General features: G+C 72.0%; 16 protein-coding genes and 1 riboswitch. Of the genes, 10 read left to right on the top strand and 6 right to left on the bottom strand.

Features of this window, described 5'->3' with window-relative positions; genetic code table 11:
* The first annotated feature begins 91 nt into the window (after positions 1–91).
* From ACHBTE_RS23195 to ACHBTE_RS23175, 5 genes are all read left to right on the top strand, one after another.
* Positions 92–916, top strand: coding sequence for an ATP-binding cassette domain-containing protein (locus ACHBTE_RS23195; RefSeq protein ID WP_394725954.1), 825 nt, complete (start codon positions 92–94; stop codon positions 914–916).
* Positions 888–2,972 (top strand): YhgE/Pip family protein, encoded by a 2,085-nt coding sequence (locus ACHBTE_RS23190; RefSeq protein WP_394725953.1) that lies wholly within the window; start codon positions 888–890, stop codon positions 2,970–2,972. The genes ACHBTE_RS23195 and ACHBTE_RS23190 overlap by 29 nt, the downstream gene beginning before the upstream one ends.
* 23 nt (positions 2,973–2,995) lie before the next feature.
* Positions 2,996–3,625 (top strand): TetR/AcrR family transcriptional regulator, encoded by a 630-nt coding sequence (locus tag ACHBTE_RS23185; protein ID WP_394725952.1) that lies wholly within the window; start codon positions 2,996–2,998, stop codon positions 3,623–3,625.
* 395 nt (positions 3,626–4,020) lie between these two features.
* A complete protein-coding gene (locus tag ACHBTE_RS23180; RefSeq protein WP_394725951.1) occupies positions 4,021–4,635 on the top strand; it encodes a DUF4126 domain-containing protein in 615 nt (204 codons plus the stop codon).
* 55 nt (positions 4,636–4,690) lie between these two features.
* The gene (locus ACHBTE_RS23175; protein WP_394725950.1) at positions 4,691–6,205 is read left to right on the top strand and encodes a phytoene desaturase family protein; all 1,515 of its coding nucleotides are present in this window, start codon (positions 4,691–4,693) and stop codon (positions 6,203–6,205) included.
* Positions 6,206–6,239: 34 nt separating this feature from the next.
* On the opposite strand, the gene ACHBTE_RS23170 is transcribed toward ACHBTE_RS23175, so the two are convergent.
* From ACHBTE_RS23170 to ACHBTE_RS23145, 6 genes are all read right to left on the bottom strand, one after another.
* Positions 6,240–7,211, bottom strand: a complete 972-nt coding sequence (locus ACHBTE_RS23170) for a hypothetical protein (protein ID WP_394725949.1) — start codon at positions 7,209–7,211, stop codon at positions 6,240–6,242.
* A 57-nt stretch (positions 7,212–7,268) separates the two neighbouring features.
* Complete coding sequence (metF, locus tag ACHBTE_RS23165; protein ID WP_394725948.1) at positions 7,269–8,192, bottom strand: methylenetetrahydrofolate reductase [NAD(P)H]; 924 nt, start codon at positions 8,190–8,192, stop codon at positions 7,269–7,271.
* Between the two features lie 260 nt (positions 8,193–8,452).
* On the bottom strand, positions 8,453–9,118 hold the full coding sequence (gene thiE, locus ACHBTE_RS23160; RefSeq protein ID WP_394725947.1) for a thiamine phosphate synthase: 666 nt from the start codon (positions 9,116–9,118) through the stop codon (positions 8,453–8,455).
* A gap of 351 nt (positions 9,119–9,469) precedes the next feature.
* Complete coding sequence (locus ACHBTE_RS23155) at positions 9,470–9,835, bottom strand: Rv2175c family DNA-binding protein (RefSeq protein WP_394725946.1); 366 nt, start codon at positions 9,833–9,835, stop codon at positions 9,470–9,472.
* Positions 9,836–9,911: 76 nt separating this feature from the next.
* Entirely contained in the window at positions 9,912–11,141 is a 1,230-nt protein-coding gene (locus tag ACHBTE_RS23150) for an NAD(P)/FAD-dependent oxidoreductase (RefSeq protein WP_394725945.1), read from the bottom strand.
* A gap of 32 nt (positions 11,142–11,173) precedes the next feature.
* On the bottom strand, positions 11,174–11,524 hold the full coding sequence (locus tag ACHBTE_RS23145; RefSeq protein WP_394725944.1) for a hypothetical protein: 351 nt from the start codon (positions 11,522–11,524) through the stop codon (positions 11,174–11,176).
* Between the two features lie 52 nt (positions 11,525–11,576).
* Positions 11,577–11,688: riboswitch (TPP riboswitch) on the top strand.
* On the opposite strand from ACHBTE_RS23145, the gene thiO reads away from it, so the two are divergent.
* The 5 genes from thiO to ACHBTE_RS23120 all read left to right on the top strand — a co-directional run bounded on the left by thiO (position 11,686) and on the right by ACHBTE_RS23120 (position 16,958).
* Complete coding sequence (gene thiO / locus ACHBTE_RS23140; protein WP_394725943.1) at positions 11,686–12,852, top strand: glycine oxidase ThiO; 1,167 nt, start codon at positions 11,686–11,688, stop codon at positions 12,850–12,852. It overlaps the preceding riboswitch by 3 nt.
* Positions 12,849–13,085 carry a sulfur carrier protein ThiS gene (gene thiS / locus ACHBTE_RS23135; protein WP_394725942.1) on the top strand — a complete coding sequence of 79 codons (237 nt, stop codon included), beginning with the start codon at positions 12,849–12,851 and terminating at the stop codon, positions 13,083–13,085. The genes thiO and thiS overlap by 4 nt, the downstream gene beginning before the upstream one ends.
* 3 nt (positions 13,086–13,088) lie before the next feature.
* Positions 13,089–13,883 carry a thiazole synthase gene (locus tag ACHBTE_RS23130; protein WP_394725941.1) on the top strand — a complete coding sequence of 265 codons (795 nt, stop codon included), beginning with the start codon at positions 13,089–13,091 and terminating at the stop codon, positions 13,881–13,883.
* 119 nt (positions 13,884–14,002) lie between these two features.
* On the top strand, positions 14,003–15,949 hold the full coding sequence (pknB, locus tag ACHBTE_RS23125; protein ID WP_394725940.1) for a Stk1 family PASTA domain-containing Ser/Thr kinase: 1,947 nt from the start codon (positions 14,003–14,005) through the stop codon (positions 15,947–15,949).
* A 115-nt stretch (positions 15,950–16,064) separates the two neighbouring features.
* Positions 16,065–16,958 carry a deoxyribonuclease IV gene (locus tag ACHBTE_RS23120; RefSeq protein WP_394725939.1) on the top strand — a complete coding sequence of 298 codons (894 nt, stop codon included), beginning with the start codon at positions 16,065–16,067 and terminating at the stop codon, positions 16,956–16,958.
* Positions 16,959–17,031 lie beyond the last annotated feature (73 nt).

The following is a 17,031-nucleotide window of genomic DNA, read 5'->3' as shown; positions in this document are numbered from 1 at the left end:
GACAATCCGATCTGACCTGCGCTTTTGCGTCGATCGCGAGTTCGGACTAGTTTTTGCACTGACCAGTCAGTTCAAATCTGGAGGGGCAGGGATGGGGGGAACCGTGACCGGAGTCGGCGTCACGGCCCAGGGCCTCGGTCTGGAGGGACCCCGCGGATGGGCATTCCGCGGGGTCTTCCTCGACGCCGAGCCCGGCTCGCTGATCACCGTCGAAGGACCGTCCGGCAGTGGCCGTACGTGTCTGTTGCTCGCGCTCACAGGGCGGATGAAGCCCACCGAAGGAGCCGCCACCGTAGGAGGGACCCCGCTGCCCAAGCGCATGGCGGCGGTACGGCGCGTCAGCGCACTGGCCCATGTTCCCGGTGTGACCGATCTGGAACCGGCCCTGACCGTCACCGAACACCTCCGGGAACGCGCGCTGCTGCAACGGCGGTTCGGGGACTCGGTGCGCGGGCTGCTTCGGCCGCGAGCCGAGCGGCGGACCGAGGAGAAGCTCCGTATCGAGGCCGCGCTGACCGCCGCGGGCCTCGACCTGGAGACGCTGCCCAAGGGCCCCCGTACGGCCGTACGGGATCTGGAGCGGTTGGAGGCGCTGCGGCTGTCCGTCGCCCTGGCGTTGATCGGGCGTCCCCGGCTGCTCGGCGTCGACGACACCGACCTGAAGCTCTCGGACGCCGAGCGGGCCGAGGTCTGGGCACTGTTGAGGTCGCTCACCGAGGCCGGGACCACGGTCGTGGCGGTGTGCACCGAGGCCCCCGACGGCACGGTCCGTGTCTCGACCGCGGCGTCCCAGGAGTCCGCCGCGCCTTCGGCCGTCCCCGCGGACGAGGCCGGCAAGTCCCAGGAGAACGCCAAGTCCCAGGAGAACGACGGAAAGGAGGCCGCCGATGCGATCGCCGAGGCTGGCCGCGCTTGAGCTGAGGCGCTTCGGCCGGGGGAAGCTGCCGCGCGCCGCCCTGGTCGCGCTGCTGGTGCTGCCGCTGCTCTATGGCGCCCTGTACCTGTGGTCGTTCTGGGACCCGTACGGCAGGCTCGACCGCATTCCCGTGGCGTTGGTGAACGACGACAAGGGGGCGAAGGTCGGGGGCGAGAAGCTCACCGCGGGCGACGACATCTCCGAAGGGCTGCGCGAGAGCGACGTCTTCGACTGGCGTGAGGTGAGCGCGTCACAGGCCCGCGAGGGCGTCGAGGACGGCACGTACTACCTGTCGCTGACCATGCCGGCCGACTTCAGCGAGCGGATCGCCTCCAGTTCGGGCGACTCGCCGGAGACGGGCGCCCTTCAGGTGCGTACGAACGACGCGAACAACTACATCGTCGGCCAGATCTCGCGGACGGTCTTCGGTGAGGTGCGCGAGGCCGCGTCCACCAAGGCGTCACGGTCGTTCCTGGACCGGATCTTCGTCTCGTTCTCCGACATCCACGGAGCGACGGTGAAGGCCGCGAGCGGTGCCGACAAGCTCGAGGGCGGCATCGGGAAGGCGGAGAAGGGCTCCAAGGACCTCGCGGACGGGCTGACGGAGGCCAAGGCGGGCAGTGGCAAGCTGTCCACCGGCCTGAAGAAGCTCGACAAGGGCGCGGCCGACCTGGAGGACGGCTCCAGGAGGGTCGCGGAGGGCACCCGCGCGCTGGCCGACCGGGTCAACGGCATCGACAAGAAGATCGGCCCCTTCCTGGCGGACAACGAGGAGACCATCGGGGACACCGCCCGGCTGGTCGCCGACGGCTCGGCGGCGGTCCGCAACAACCTCGACGACCTGGTGGAGCGGGCTCCTGGCGCCGCCAGGCGCGCACATGCGGCGTCCGACATTCTGGATGCCGTCCACAAGTCGCGCTGCGAGGACCCCGTACTCCCCGACCCGGCCTGCTCCGACCTGAAGAAGGCGAAGCAGTCGGCCGCGGACGTGGCGACGATCGCCGACGACCTCAACGCTCTGATCAGCGGCCACGACGGCGACCTGAAGAAGCTCGACAAGAACCTCGCCGTCCTCCAGAAGCAGGCCCGGGACCTCGCCGACCGCGCGCCCCGCCTCTCCGAGGACCTCGACGACGCCGTCGCCAAGATCAACAAGCTGAACGGGGGTGCCGCGAAGGTCGCCGCGGGCGCCAAGAAGCTGCACGCGGGGATCGGTTCGGCCAAGACCGGCGCGACCGAACTGGACAGCGGCGTCGGCGAGCTGAAGACCGGCGCCCATGACCTCAACGGCGGCATGTACAAGCTCGTCGACGGCTCCGGGAAGCTCTCCAACGGCCTGCACGACGGCGCGAAGCAGATCCCTGACTACGACAAGAAGGACCGCGACCAGCGCACCGAGGTGATGGCGGACCCGGTCCAGCTCGTCTCCCGGGACATGCACAAGGCACCCAACTACGGCACCGGTTTCGCCCCGTACTTCATCCCGCTGTCCTTGTGGGTGGGCGCGATGGTCGCCTACATGCTGATCGCGCCGATGAACCGGCGGGCGCTCGCCGCGGGCGCCTCGGCCTGGCGGATCGCGCTGGCCGGCTGGCTGCCCGTGGTGGCGATCGGCGTGCTCCAGACCCTGGCCCTGATGTCGGTGCTGCACTGGGCGGTCGGGCTGGAGATGGTGCGGGCGGCCGGGACGGTGGCCTTCCTGTTCCTGGTGACCGCGTGCTTCGCGGCGATCGTGCAGTGGCTGAACGCGCGCTTCGGGGCGGCGGGGCGGATCCTCGTCCTGGCGCTGCTGATGCTCCAGTTGACGTCCGCGGGCGGCACGTACCCCGTGCAGACCAGCCCGGGCTTCTTCAACGCGCTCCACCCCTTCCTGCCGATGAGCTACGTCGTCGACGCCCTCAGGAGGCTCATCACGGGCGGCGGTCTGGGACCGGTGTGGCAGGCGTGCGTGGTGCTCGCCGCCTTCACCGCGGGCGCCGTCGCGCTGACCGCGCTGTCGGCCCGCCGCCGGCAGGTGTGGACGCTCGACCGGCTCCACCCGGAGCTGAGTCTGTGAACGCGCGCGGGACAATCAGGGCCATGGAAAGCAGCAGCGCCGCGTCGGGCGGCAGCACGCGCCGTGAGGCCACCCGGCAGAAGCTCTACGAGGCGGCCGTCACGCTCATCGCCGAGCAGGGCTTCTCCGCCACCACGGTGGACGAGATCGCCGAGCGGGCGGGAGTGGCGAAGGGCACGGTCTACTACAACTTCGCGAGCAAGTCGGTCCTCTTCGAGGAACTGCTGCGCCACGGAGTCGAACTGCTCACCGCCTCCCTCCGCGAGGCGGCCGAGCAGACCGCCCGGGAGGGCGGCAGCAAGGTGGACGCCCTGGACGCGATGATCCGCGCGGGGCTGGTCTTCATCGACCGCTACCCGTCCTTCACCCAGCTGTACGTCGCCGAGCTGTGGCGCACCAACCGGGCCTGGCAGTCCACGCTGATGGTGGTCCGGCAGCAGGCCGTGGCCGTCGTCGAAGGGGTACTGCGCGACGGCGTGGCGAACGGCGAGTTCAGCGAGGAGATCGACGTCACGCTGAGCGCCTCCGCCCTGGTCGGCATGGTCCTGGTCGCCGCGCTGGACTGGAAGTCCTTCCAGCCGGAACGGTCCCTGGACGACGTACACGCGGCGCTGTCGCGGCTGTTGCAGGGCCGGGTGAGCGGCTGCCGCTGAAGCCGCCGGCGCACACACGAAGGCGCCGGTCCGACGTGGCCGCGTCCCCCGCGGGCCGGCGTCGAACCGGCGCCTTCTCGTGCTCCCCCGTTCCCCCGTACCCCCCGTGCTCCCCCGTTTCCCCCGCCGGACCCCCGTTCGGCCGTTCCCCCGGGTCCCCCGTCTCGCTCCCGCCGACCCCTGGCCGGCGGAAGGAGCGGATCCGGGGTAGCTCCGTTCCGGCGCCCCGTGTCGCCGGTGCCGGAGCCGAACCCCTTCTCCGTGCCTCCACTCTCTCGTCGAGGCAGGTCGCGACCCATCCGCGCGCGTACTCATCTCGGCGACTAGGTACGGGTACTCAGAGCTGCGCACTCATCCCCAAGTCCCGGTGCCGGCCACTGGTTACGATCGCCTCCGTGTCTGTACTCCCTTTGGTGTTCACGAGCGGCTGGGCCAGCGGCATCAACGCCTACGCCGTGGTGCTGCTGCTCGGCATGTTCGGCGCGACCGGACTGAGCGACGAGGTGCCCGAGGCGCTGCAACGGCCCGACGTGCTGATCGCTGCCGGTGTGCTGTTCCTCTGTGAGGCGGTGGCCGACAAGATCCCGTACGTCGACTCGGCGTGGGACTCGGTGCACACCGTGATCCGGCCGGTCTCCGGCGCGGTCGTCGCGGCGCTGCTCGCCGGCCAGAGCGGGTCGGTGCCGGAGCTGGCGGCGGGTGCGGTCGGCGGTTCCACGGCGCTGCTGAGCCATCTGGTCAAGGCCGGGACGCGGATGGCGGTCAACACCTCGCCCGAGCCGTTCAGCAACGTCGTGGTGAGCATCGCCGAGGATCTCGGGGTCGCCGCGATCATCACCTTCGCGATCTTCCACCCGGTGGCCGCGGCCGTCGTCGCGGGCACGCTGCTGCTCGCGGGGCTGTTCCTGCTCTGCTTCCTGGTCTCGCGGATCCGGCGGTTCCTGCGGCGCCGGGCCGAGCGGCGGGTGGAGAAACGGCTCGCGCGGTCCATGGCGCAGGGGCCCGGCTGAGCCGTCGTCCGAGGTCAGTGCGCCGTTGTCAGTGCCGGCCGATAAAGTCCCACGCATGGCACGGATTGCGGTGATCGGCGCCGGGATGGGCGCGATGGCGACCTCTGCCCGGCTGGCCGTCGCGGGCCACCAGGTGGCGGTGTACGAGCGTACGGAGACGTACGGCGGAGCGGTGCGCCGCTTCGAGCGCGACGGCTTCGCCTTCGACACGGGCCCGGGGCTGCTCCCCCTCCCGGCGGTCTACCGCGATCTGTTCATCAAGACCGGCAAGGAGCCACTGGAGGACTGCGTCGAGCTGGTCCAGGTCGACCCTTCGGCGCGGCATGTCTTCGCGGACGGCACCGAGGTGTCCCTGCCGAACGCCTCGCGCGCGGGAGTGGTGGCCGCCCTGGAGGGGGCGCTGGGATCCGGCACCGGCGAGCGCTGGGGCGACTTCCTGGTGCGCGCCCGCGAAGCCTGGGACCGCACCCGCAGACCGCTGCTGGAGGAGCCCCTGTGGCCGAACTGGCGGGTGCTGGCCGACCGCGAACCCTACCCCTCGGTCCCTCACAAGAGACTCCTGCGCACCCGCCGGGCCGGCACGCTCGCCGAGGTCGGCGCCTGGGAGCTGCGCGAGGCCCGGCTCATCGCTCTGCTGGAGAGCCATGCGCTCGCGTACGGCCTGGACCCGCGGGCGACGCCGGCGAGCGCGGCGGTGCTGCCGTACCTGGAGCACGCGTTCGGGACCTGGTATGTGCGGGGCGGCATACGGGAGTTGGCTCGGGCCGTGTACGAGCGGTGCGTCGCCAGGAAGGTCGAGTTCCACTTCGGCGCCGAGGTGACCGCTGTCCTGGAGAAGGACGGCCGGGCGGCAGGGCTGGAGCTGAGCGACGGGTCGACGGCCGAGGCGGACTTCGTGGTCGCCGGCGTCGCTCCCGGGGTGCTGGACCGACTGGTGCGGGGCACGGCGTTGCGCGGCGAGGACGAGATCGCGCCGCAGCAGGGGGCGGCCAGTCGTCTGACGGTGCTGTTGGCCCTGCGGGGCGGCCGGCCGGAGGGCACGGCGCACCGGACGGTCGTCCACGCGGAGGACCGCGAGAGCGAGCTGGACGCCCTCTTCGGCACCGCCCCGGGCATGGCCACGCGGCCCACGGTCACCGTGCTGCGGCCCGACGACGCGGCGCTGGTGCCGGACGCCGGCCATGAGGCGGTCGCTCTCACATCGACGGTGCCAGCGCAGCCCGACCGGGGCTGGGCGGAGTCGGAGGTCTTCGCCCGGCATGCCGAGCACATGATCGCGGTCGCCGAGCGTACCGTGCCCCAGTTGCGTGACCGTCTGCTGTGGCACGAGGTGCGCACCCCGGCCGACATCGCGCAGGAGACGGGCGCCGTGGGCGGAGCGGTCCCGGCGCCGGCGCTGGCCGCGGCCGGCGGGCGGCTGCTGCACCCGTCCAACAGCACTGCCGTTTCGGGCCTGTTCACCGTCGGCGGCTGGTCCCACCCCGGGGGCGGTCTGCCGCACGCCGGTATGTCGGGTGCGCTGGCGGCGGGGCTGATCGTGGAAGGGCCGGAGTTCAGAGGCTCGCAGTGACTGGCCGCCCGGCCTGTGCGGAGCCGGCTGTACGTCAGAAGCGGTACTGCTCGTCGTACCCGTTCCCCTGGCCCTGCTGCTGGCCGTTGCCCTGGTAGGGGTACTGCTGCTCGGGCGGGAGTTCGCCGCCGTAGGTCTCGTCGGTGCGCTGCTGCGGGACCCAGACGCCGCTGGACGACGTATCCGAGTAGGTGCCGGTGGCGTACTGGTCCTGGCCGTAGTCCTGTTGGCCGTAACTCTGCTGCCCGTAGGCGTCGTACGAGGCGCCGCCGTAGGTCTGGTTGCCGATGTACGGGTCGGAGTATGCGGCGTACTGCTGCTGGCCGGTGGCGTCGTAGCCGTACTGCTGCTGGTCGTAGCCGGAGTAGCCGTCGTAGGCGTAGCTCTGGTCGGCCGTCGCGTACTGGTCCTGGGGCTGGCCGGCGGCGGTGTACTGCTGGTCGGCGGCGGCGTAGGCAGGGTCGCCGTATATCCCGTAGGAGCCGGTGTCGTCCGGCAGGGGCTGCGGCTCGTAGACGGCGGTCGTCTCGGCGGCGGACGGGCGGTCCGCGCGCGAGGGGGTGAAGACGTCGTCGCGGTCGTAGTCGTCGCCGTAGCCGAGGTCGTCCCGGCCGTACTTGCCGTCGTCGCGGCCGTACCTGCCGTCGTCGCCGAAACCGCCCTCGCCCGCCTCGAGGTCGGAGACCTCCAGGGTCGGCTCCTGGCGGGCCGGCTCGCCGCGGCGCTTGGCGCCGCCCAGGGGGCCCAGCGCCGGTGCGGAGACCGCCCAGCCGGCCGAGAAGCCGCGGCGGAAGGACAGCGTTACGTAGGTCTGGCCGATCGCGAAGGCCGCCGCGCCCAGCCCGATGACGATCACCGACGGGATGAGCACCCCGATCACGACACCGAGGAAGCCGACGAACGCCAGCAGCCGCCAGCGCAGGCGTGCCTTGTACTGAAGCAGTACCTCGCCCAGCAGCCACAGCGCGACGATGCCGAACGCGATGTAGAGGACCGTCCAGCCCATGTACGCCCCTCTCCCAGTGGCCGCCTACGCAGTGTGACGTATATCAGGACGGCCGGTCTAGGCCTGCGGTGGGTGGTGCAGGCCCAGGTTTTCGTAGATTTCCAGGGTCGCCGTGGAGTTGTTGAGCGTGATGAAGTGCAGTCCGGGCACTCCCTCGGCCAGCAACCGTGCGCAGAACTCCGTGGCGAACTCGATCCCGATCGAGCGTACAGCCGCCGGATCGTCCTTTGCTGTGAGGATCCGCTCTTTCAGGGCGTCCGGGAAGGCGGCGTTGGTGAGGGACGGGATCCGCTCCAGCGTCCTGACGCCGGCGATCGGCATGATCTCCGGGATGATCGGGGTGTCACAGCCGGCCGCCGAGACTCGGTCGCGCAGCCTCAGGTAGTCCTCCGGATCGAAAAACATCTGCGTGATCGCGTAGTCCGCGCCGGCCCGGCACTTGTCGACGAAGTGCCGGACGTCGGTGTCCCAGTCGCAGGAGCGCGGGTGCATCGCCGGGAAGGCGGCGACGCCCACACAGAAGTCACCGGACGCCTTGATCAGCTCGACGAGTTCGGCCGCGTAGGTGAGGCCCCGCGGGTGCCGCACCCACTCACCCAGCGGGTCGCCGGGCGGGTCGCCGCGCAGCGCCAGCATGTTGCGGATCCCGGCGTCGGCGTACTGGCCGATGATGTTGCGCAGGTCGGCCACCGAGTGGTCGACGGCGGTGAGGTGGGCGATCGGGGTGAGGGTGGTGTCCGAGGCGATCGCCTCGGTCGCCTTGACCGTGCCCGCGCGGGTGGAACCGCCCGCGCCATAGGTCACGGAGACGAAGTCGGGTCCGACGGCCTCGACCCGGCGCAGCGCGTTCCACAGGTTCCGCTCGCCCTTCGGGGTCTTGGGGGCGTAGAACTCGAACGAATAGGTCGTCTTGCCGGTCGCGAGCATCTCGCGCACGGTACGAGCGTGGTCCGACCTGATGGATGCGGTGCCGAGGGCCATACTCGCAGGTTAACCAGGGGCCCCCGGTCCCCCAACCGGGCGCCGGACATTTGCCCGATTTGTCGGGCTGTTGTCCACTCCTTGGACAAAAACCGGCCAAAGAACGGCCAGCCGACGGACCCGAGGGGCGGAACGGGGCCGGGCGGAGGCCGGGCGAGGCCGTGGATCGACGGCACATGGTCCACGGACTGAGACAAGACTCGATCAGATGTGAGACGCCGTCTCCTCAGGGGTCCGGGCTCCCTCCCCTCGGGCCGGGCCTACGACTCCTTCCGGAGCCGCTGCGCGAACTCCGCCGACGCCGCGGCCGGGTCGTCGGCCTCCGTGATCGCCCGTACGACGACGACACGTCGGGCGCCCGCCTCCAGCACCTGACCGAGGTTGTCGAGGTCGATGCCGCCGATGGCGAACCAGGGGCGGTCGGTGCCGAGGGCGGCGGTGTGACGGACCAGGTCGAGGCCGGGGGCGTGCCGGCCGGGCTTGGTGGGGGTGGGCCAGCAGGGGCCGGTGCAGAAGTAGTCCACGCCGTCCTGGGCGGCGGCTGCGGTGGCCTCGGCCTCGGAGTGGGTAGAGCGGCCGATGAGGACGTCGTCGCCGAGGATCGCGCGGGCGGCGGGGACCGGGAGGTCGCCCTGGCCCAGGTGCAGGACGTCGGCGCCGACGGCATGAGCCACGTCGGCACGGTCGTTGACCGCGAGAAGCTTGCCGTGCCGGGCGCAGGCCTCGGCGAAGACCTCCAGGTGCGCCAGTTCCTCGGCCGCCTCCATCCCCTTGTCGCGCAGCTGCACGATGTCGACGCCGGAGGCCAGCACGGCATCCAGGAACTCCGCGAGATCGCCCTGCCGCTTGCGGGCATCGGTGCAGAGGTAGAGCCGGGCATCGGCGAGCTGGCTCCGGGCGGTGACCCCGGTGACGGTGTCGGACATGCGCTTCCCCCTGTGATCGGGTGCCGGGCGGATGACGTCGGGCGGGAGCCGGACGGTGGCACGGTAACCCGGAGGCGGGCGGAGGCGGCACGCGGTGTCGAGCGGGCCGGGACGGGCCGGCACGGCGGGGCTCGGCCCGGATCCTTGCAGGTGCCCGGGGTCCGGGCAGGACTCACCGGGCCGGCGGCGGCCGGACGGCCCGGGGCTCGCGGCACCCGGCGCCCGTCCGCCGCCGACCAGCTGGCCCCGAGCCGACCGGTCACCCCGAGTCGACGAGTCACCCCGACCCGAAGATCCCAGGGCCGCCCGCACGCCGGACAGCCCTCGGACCAGCGTGGAGATCCGTTCTGATCAGACAGCGAGCGCCTGGGCGCGGCGCTTCACCTCCGTGCCGCGGTTCTCGCTCAGGGCCTGCGCGGGGGTGCCGGGCAGGCTCGGGTCGGGCGTGAAGAGCCACTCCAGCATCTCTTCGTCCGTGAAGCCGTCGTCCCGCAGGAGCGTCAGGGTCCCGGACAGGCCCTTGACGACCTTGTCCCCGTCGATGAAGGCGGCGGGGACGTGCAGCGCGCGGTTCTCACCTCGGCGTACGGCGATGAGCTGGCCCTCCTTGACCAGCTGCCGGACGCGGGTCACCTCGACGTCGAGCATCTCTGCGATGTCGGGGAGGGTGAGCCAGGCGGCCACGAGAGCATCGGTCTTTGCGTCAATCTCGGTCACGGAAACAAGCCTGCCATCTGCCACTGACAGTCGGAAGTCAGGCCGGTCCACCCGGAGGCCCCGTCGCTCCGACGCGCTAAGCCGTCGCCGCCTTCAGCGGCCTCGCCGGGTCCACCAGCAGCGCCGCGTCCATCGGCGTGCCCGCCTCGATCAGCCGCCGTCCCTGGGCGAGATCCCGGGGCCGGCCCACGGCCAGGACGGCGACCAGCCGGTGCTCCCGCAGCCAGCAGACCGCCCAGGCCGGGCCCGACGGATCGCCGCGCCACAGGGTCGTGTCGGCGGCGGCGTGGTGGCCGGCGTACTGGACGAAGCGGCCGAACTGCTCGGACCAGAAGTACGGCACGGGGTCGTAGACCGCGGGGGTCTCGCCGAGGATGTTCGCGGCGACCGTGCGCGGGCCCTGGAGCGCGTTGTCCCAGTGGTGGACCAGCAGCCGTTCGCCGTAGCGGCCGGAGGGGAAGGAGGCGCAGTCGCCGACCGCGTAGACGTCCGGGACGGAGGTGCGCAGACCGTTGTCGGCGACGACCTCGCCGTGCGCGCCGAGCTCGATGCCCGAGCCGGCCAGCCAGGCCGTGGCGGGGCGCGCCCCGATCCCGACCACGACGGCGCCCGCGGGGATACGCGAGCCGTCGTCGAGGACGACCTCGCCGGGGTCGACACGCTCCACGCGCGCGTGGGTGCGCAACGCCGCCCCGCTGTCCTCGTACCAGGCGGTCATCGGCGCGGCGACCTCGGCCGGCAGCGCGCCCGCGAGCGGCCGGCCGGCGGCCTCCACGACCGTCACCGCACACCCCGCCTCGCGCGCGGCCGTGGCGAACTCGGCGCCGATCCAGCCCGCCCCGACGACCACGATGTCGTGCTGCCGGGCGAGCACCGGCCGCAGCCGCTCGGCGTCGTCCAGGGTGCGCAGCAGATGCACGCCGGGGATGCCCTCCGCGCCCGGCAGCCGGATCGGTTCGGCGCCGGTGGCGAGCACCAGGACGTCGTACGGGACGGGCCCGGCCTCGGTGTCCAGTTCGTGGTCGGTGGTGCGCACGCCCAGCACCTCGCGCCCCAGCCGCAGTTCGATGCCGAGGGCGTCGAAGTCGACGTCGAAGGCCGAGCCCTCGGACTTGCCGAGCAGTACGGCCTTGGACAGGGGCGGCCGGTCGTACGGCTGGTGGGGCTCGGCGCCGATCAGCGTGATCGTGCCGGTGAAGCCTTGCTCGCGCAGGGCGACCGCGGTCTGCACCCCGGCCATGCCCGCGCCCGCGACGACCACGCGCCGCGCCTGTGACGTGCCCTGTTGCTGCGTCTGCTCGCTCACCTGATCACCATAGACAACTGACAATCCGTCAGTCAGGGGGGGTGCTCGGTGACCTGTTCCACAACACTCGTCCCCCGGCCGGCCTGCGACTCCCACTCCCAGCTCTCCTCCAGCCGCACCCGGCCGTCCGGAAGGTCCACCACCGTCGACACGCAGTGACCCGAGGACGTGGTCCCGTCCCGCTTCAGCTGGACGTAGCGGAAGTCCAGCCGGTCCCCCTTCCTCGTGCCCACGAGACACCCGCGCACGACATCGCCGCCGGTGTAGTCCGCCCAGATCTCACCGTCCTTCTCGTGGTAGGTGAACCGGGTGCGGGTGCCCACCTGACCTGGGGCTTGGTCGGCCACGGGGGCGAGGACGAGACCGTCGAGCGAACGGGCCACGGGCGAGGGCTCCCTTACTGAGGCGTGCGGCGGCGGGCTAGGGTGGCCAACGTAGAGCACTCGCGGGAGCCCGGACGCACCGGGCTGAGAGGGAGGCTGGCGGCCTCCGACCGTACGAACCTGATCCGGGTCATGCCGGCGAAGGGAGGGGCTGGACGCCCATGTCGCGTACGCGAACGTCAGACGTCCTCGTCATCGGGGGCGGGATCATCGGCCTGGTCACGGCGTGGCGGGCCGCGCAGCGCGGGTTCACGACCGCCGTCGTGGACCCCGAGCCGGGCGGCGGGGCCGCCCAGGTGGCCGCCGGGATGCTGGCCGCCGTCACGGAACTGCACTACGGCGAGCAGACCCTGCTCGGCCTGAACCTCGCCTCGGCCCGCCGCTACCCGGACTTCGTGGCCGAGCTCATCGATCTCACCGGCCATGACCTCGGCTACCGCCGCTGCGGCACGCTCGCCGTGGCGCTGGACTCCGACGACCGGGCCCACCTGCGTGAGCTGCACGCCCTCCAGAGCCGGTCGGGGCTGGACTCCGAGTGGCTGTCGGGGCGTGAGTGCCGGCGCCTGGAGCCGATGCTCGCGCCGGGCGTGCGCGGCGGGCTCCGGGTGGACGGGGACCACCAGATCGATCCGAGGAGGCTGTCCGCGGCGCTGGTGGCCGCCTGCGAGCGGGCCGGTGTGGTCTTCCACCGGGCGTGGGCCGAGCGCTTCGACGTCGTACGGGACCGGGCCGCCGGGGTCACCACGGCGGACGGCACCGAGCTGCGCGCGGGCCAGGTGGTCCTCGCCGCCGGCAGCCGCAGCGGACGGCTGTCCGGCGTTCCGGACGACGTACTGCCCCCCGTACGTCCCGTGAAGGGCCAGGTGCTGCGGCTGACCGTGCCGAAGCGGTACGCGCCGTTCCTGAGCCGGACCGTGCGGGCCGTGGTGCGCGGCAGCCAGGTGTATCTGGTGCCGCGGGAGAGCGGCGAGCTGGTCGTCGGGGCGACGAGTGAGGAGCTGGGCTGGGACACGACGGTGACCGCGGGCGGCGTGTACGAGCTGCTGCGCGACGCCCATGAGCTGGTGCCGGGCATCACCGAACTGCCGCTCACCGAGACACGGGCGGGCCTGCGCCCCGGCTCCCCCGACAACGCTCCGCTGCTCGGTCCGTCCGGCCTCGAGGGGCTGGCCCTGGCCACCGGCCACTACCGCAACGGCGTGCTCCTCACCCCGGTCACCGGCGACGTCATGGCGCACGTCCTGAGCACCGGTGAACTCCCCGACGAGGCCCGGGCGTTCTCGCCCCGGCGTTTCAGTTCCGCCGCACTCACGGAGCAGCCCGTATGAACACTCCGTTCCCCACTCCACCCACCACCCCGGTCACCATCTCGGTCAACGGCGAGCGTCGGCAGATCGAGCCGGGTACGGCTCTCGACACGCTCGTGCGGTCCCTCACCGCGGCACCCTCGGGAGTGGCCGCCGCCCTCAACGAAACCGTCGTCCCGCGCGGGCAGTGGCCGGCGACGTCCCTGAGCGACGGGGACCGCGTCGAGGTCCTCACCGCCGTCCAAGGAGGCTGAACCATGGCCGACGATCCCTTTGTCATCGGCGACCTGTCCTTCGGGTCCCGCCTGATCATGGGCACGGGCGGGGCGCCCAGCCTCGAGGTGCTGGAGCGGGCGCTGGTTGCGTCCGGGACGGAGCTGACGACGGTCGCGATGCGGCGGGTGGACCCGTCGGTGCACGGGTCCGTCCTCTCCGTGCTGGACGGCCTCGGCATCCGGGTGCTGCCGAACACCGCAGGGTGCTTCACGGCCGGCGAGGCCGTGCTGACGGCCCGCCTCGCGCGCGAGGCGCTCGGTACGGACCTGATCAAGCTGGAGGTCATCGCCGACGAGCGGACCCTGCTGCCGGATCCGATCGAGCTGCTGGACGCCGCGGAGACGCTGGTGGACGACGGGTTCACCGTGCTGCCGTACACCAATGACGACCCCGTGCTGGCGCGGAAGCTGGAGGACGCCGGCTGTGCGGCGATCATGCCGCTGGGGTCTCCGATCGGTTCGGGGCTCGGCATCCGCAATCCGCACAACTTCCAGTTGATCGTGGAGCACGCGCGCGTGCCGGTGATCCTGGACGCGGGTGCGGGGACGGCGTCGGACGCGGCGCTGGCGATGGAGCTGGGGTGCGCGGGTGTGATGCTCGCCTCGGCGGTGACGCGGGCGCAGGAGCCGGCGCTGATGGCCGACGCGATGCGGCACGCTGTGGAGGCGGGCAGGCTGGCGTACCGGGCGGGGCGCATTCCGCGCCGGCACTTCGCGCAGGCGTCGTCTCCCGCGGACGGCCTGGCACGGCTGGACCCCGAGCGACCTGCGTTCTGAACGCACGTTCGATGAAAGCCTTTCACCCATGAGGCGTCCGTCACAGCTCGGCTGCAGTCCCGCCCCGATCCCGGTCCGGGGCGGGAGGTGTGTCGGTGACGGCTCGTAGACTCACCCGCGTGGATACGACGCTTCAGGACCCTCTGGTCGGGCAGGTGCTCGACGGCCGGTATCGCGTGGACGCGCGCATCGCGGTCGGCGGGATGGCCACGGTCTACCGGGCCCTGGACACCCGCCTGGACCGCGTGCTCGCGCTCAAGGTGATGCACCCCGCGCTGGCGGTCGACGGTGTGTTCGTCGACCGGTTCATCCGCGAGGCGAAGTCCGTCGCCCGGCTCGCGCACCCCAATGTCGTGCAGGTCTTCGACCAGGGCACCGACGGGTCGTACGTCTATCTCGCCATGGAGTACGTCGCGGGCTGCACCCTGCGTGACGTGCTGCGCGAGCGCGGGGCGCTGCAGCCCCGGGCCGCGCTCGACATCCTGGAGCCGGTGCTCGCCGCGCTCGGCGCCGCGCACCGCGCCGGGTTCGTGCACCGGGACATGAAGCCGGAGAACGTCCTGATAGGGGACGACGGCCGGGTCAAGGTCGCCGACTTCGGGCTGGTGCGGTCCGTGGACACCGTGACCAGCACCACCGGTGCCGTGCTCGGCACCGTCTCCTATCTCGCGCCCGAGCAGATCGAGCAGCCCGGCGCCGCCGACGCCCGCGTCGACGTGTACGCGTGCGGTGTCGTGCTGTACGAGATGCTCACGGGCGACAAGCCGCACGACGGGGATTCCCCCGCCGTGGTGCTCTACAAGCATCTCCACGAGGACGTCCCGCCGCCCTCGGCCGCCGTGCCGGGGCTGGCGTACGAGCTCGACGAGCTGGTCGCCTCGGCCACCGCCCGCACCCCGGACATCCGGCCGTACGACGCCGTGGCGCTGCTCGCGCTGGCCCGTGAGTCCCGCGCCGCGCTGAGCGCGGACCAGCTGGACGCCGTGCCGCCGCAGGCCCACACGGCGGAGCGCAGCAACGCCGACGACCGCACGAGCGTGATCCCGCGCGCGCTCACGATCCAGCGTCCGCTGCCCGTGAACGGGGACGAGCCGGAGTCCGAGGCCGTCTTCAACCGGACCAGCCGGCTGGAGACCCCGCCGCCCCCACCGCCCGGGCCCCGCCGGTCGGGTACCTCGCGCCGGCCGCGCGGCCCGCTGGTCGTCGTGGCCGCCGTCCTGCTGGTCCTCGGCCTCGGCGTCGGCATCTGGTACATCAACTCCGGCCAGTTCACCGAGGTCCCGCCGCTGCTGTCCAAGACCGAGGCGCAGGCCCGGGAGCGGCTGGAGAAGGCCGGGCTCGACATCGGCAAGGTGCAGCGCACCCACAGCGACACCTTCAAGCGCGGCACCGTCATCACCTCGGACCCGAAGTCGGGCGCCCGCATCCGGCACAACGACTCGGTGGGTCTGGTGGTCTCGCTGGGCCCGGAGACCGTGAAGGTGCCGGACCTCCAGGGCTACAAGCTGGACAAGGCACGGACCGTACTGAAGGACGGCGGCCTCGAACCGGGCCGGGTGACCCGGGAGTTCAACGACGACATCCCCCAGGGCTTCGTGATCTCCTCCGACCCGGGCAACGGCACCAAGCTCCGCTCCGGCTCACCGGTCGCGCTCAGCGTCAGCAAGGGCAGCCCGGTGGACATCCCGGACGTCACCGGCGAGAGCCTGGCCGAGGCGAAGTCCGACCTGGAGGGGGCCGGTCTGAAGGTCGAGGTCGCCGCCGGCCGGGTCAACTCCGAGTTCGACGCGGGCCGGGTCGCCCGGCAGTCGCCGGCCAACGGCAAGCAGGCCGCCGAGGGCGACACGGTGACGCTGACGCTCTCCAAGGGCCCGGAGATGATCGAGGTCCCGGACGTGGTCGGCGACAGCGTCGACGACGCCAAGGCAGCGCTGGAAGGCGCCGGCTTCGAGGTCGACGAGGACCGCGGCCTGCTCGGGCTGTTCGGCGACACGGTCAAGAGGCAGTCCGTGGAGGGCGGGCAGCGGGCACCGAAGGGCTCGACGATCACCATCACCATCCGGTGATCGCGATCACCAACCACTGAGAAAGCCCGCACCGGGCTCGCTCCAGGTTCGCTCCGGGCCCGCCCCGTCACCGGCCGGTGATCGGGCGGGCCCGACCGCATGACACCCTGAACGGGTGAGAAGTCAGCAGTCCGGCACCGCCCTCCCGGGCCCCTCCCGCAACCCGATCGGCGGCCATGTCCCGGTGGCCGGCGGCCTCAGCTCCGTCGGGCTCGGCTACGCCCATGACCTCAAGGCCGAGACCGTCCAGGTCTTCGTCGCCAACCCGCGCGGCTGGGCCACGCCCGCCGGGAATCCGCGGCAGGACGAGGAGTTCCGCGCGGTGTGCGCGGCCGAGTCGATCCCGGCTTACGTGCATGCGCCGTACCTGATCAACTTCGGCTCGCACACCGAGGCCACCGTGGAGAAGTCGGTGGAGTCCCTGCGGCACTCGCTGCGGCGTGGCCGGGAGATCGGGGCGCTGGGCGTGGTCGTGCACACGGGCAGCGCGACCGGCGGCCGGGACCGCTCGGTGGCCCTGAAGCAGGTGCGGGAGCACCTGCTGCCGCTGCTGGACGAGCTGACCTGGGACGACGACCCGTTTCTGCTGCTGGAGTCGACGGCGGGCCAGGGCTCCTCGCTCTGCTCCCGCACCTGGGACTTCGGGCCGTACTTCGAGGCCCTGGACGCCCATCCGAAGCTGGGCGTGTGCCTGGACACCTGCCACATCTTCGCGGCCGGCCACGACCTGACCGGCCCGTCCGGCATGCACCAGACGCTGGATCTGCTGGTGGACACGGTCGGCGAGGGCCGGCTGAAGCTGATCCACGCCAATGACTCCAAGGACGTCGTCGGCGCCCACAAGGACCGGCACGAGAACATCGGCGCCGGTCACATCGGTGAGGACCCCTTCCGGGCCCTGATGACCCACCCGGCCACCGCGGGCGTGCCGCTGATCATCGAGACGCCCGGCGGGAAGGAAGGCCACGCGGCGGACGTGGCACGACTGAAGAAACTCCGGGACGCCTAGGTGTATTGATCACGAGCGTTGTTGACACCGGTGGGGCTTGATCATGGCGAAGACCTCCGGTGTGGTGGAGCTG

Origin of the sequence: Streptomyces sp. M41 (genome assembly GCF_043673425.1) — a bacterium.
GTDB lineage: Bacteria > Actinomycetota > Actinomycetes > Streptomycetales > Streptomycetaceae > Streptomyces.
The sequence above is the reverse complement of the archived record's forward strand: the minus strand, read 5'-3'. Positions and strand labels throughout refer to the sequence as shown.

What these genes read in the sequence shown, in the direction of transcription:
- ACHBTE_RS23175 (WP_394725950.1), top strand. Translation starts at nt 4,691, where the DNA reads ATGGCACGGATTGCGGTGATCGGCGCCGGGATGGGCGCGATGGCGACC.
- thiE (WP_394725947.1), bottom strand. Translation starts at nt 9,118, where the DNA reads ATGTCCGACACCGTCACCGGGGTCACCGCCCGGAGCCAGCTCGCCGAT.
- ACHBTE_RS23170 (WP_394725949.1), bottom strand. Translation starts at nt 7,211, where the DNA reads ATGGGCTGGACGGTCCTCTACATCGCGTTCGGCATCGTCGCGCTGTGG.
- thiS (WP_394725942.1), top strand. Translation starts at nt 12,849, where the DNA reads ATGAACACTCCGTTCCCCACTCCACCCACCACCCCGGTCACCATCTCG.
- metF (WP_394725948.1), bottom strand. Translation starts at nt 8,192, where the DNA reads ATGGCCCTCGGCACCGCATCCATCAGGTCGGACCACGCTCGTACCGTG.
- thiO (WP_394725943.1), top strand. Translation starts at nt 11,686, where the DNA reads ATGTCGCGTACGCGAACGTCAGACGTCCTCGTCATCGGGGGCGGGATC.
- ACHBTE_RS23190 (WP_394725953.1), top strand. Translation starts at nt 888, where the DNA reads ATGCGATCGCCGAGGCTGGCCGCGCTTGAGCTGAGGCGCTTCGGCCGG.
- ACHBTE_RS23195 (WP_394725954.1), top strand. Translation starts at nt 92, where the DNA reads ATGGGGGGAACCGTGACCGGAGTCGGCGTCACGGCCCAGGGCCTCGGT.
- ACHBTE_RS23185 (WP_394725952.1), top strand. Translation starts at nt 2,996, where the DNA reads ATGGAAAGCAGCAGCGCCGCGTCGGGCGGCAGCACGCGCCGTGAGGCC.
- ACHBTE_RS23130 (WP_394725941.1), top strand. Translation starts at nt 13,089, where the DNA reads ATGGCCGACGATCCCTTTGTCATCGGCGACCTGTCCTTCGGGTCCCGC.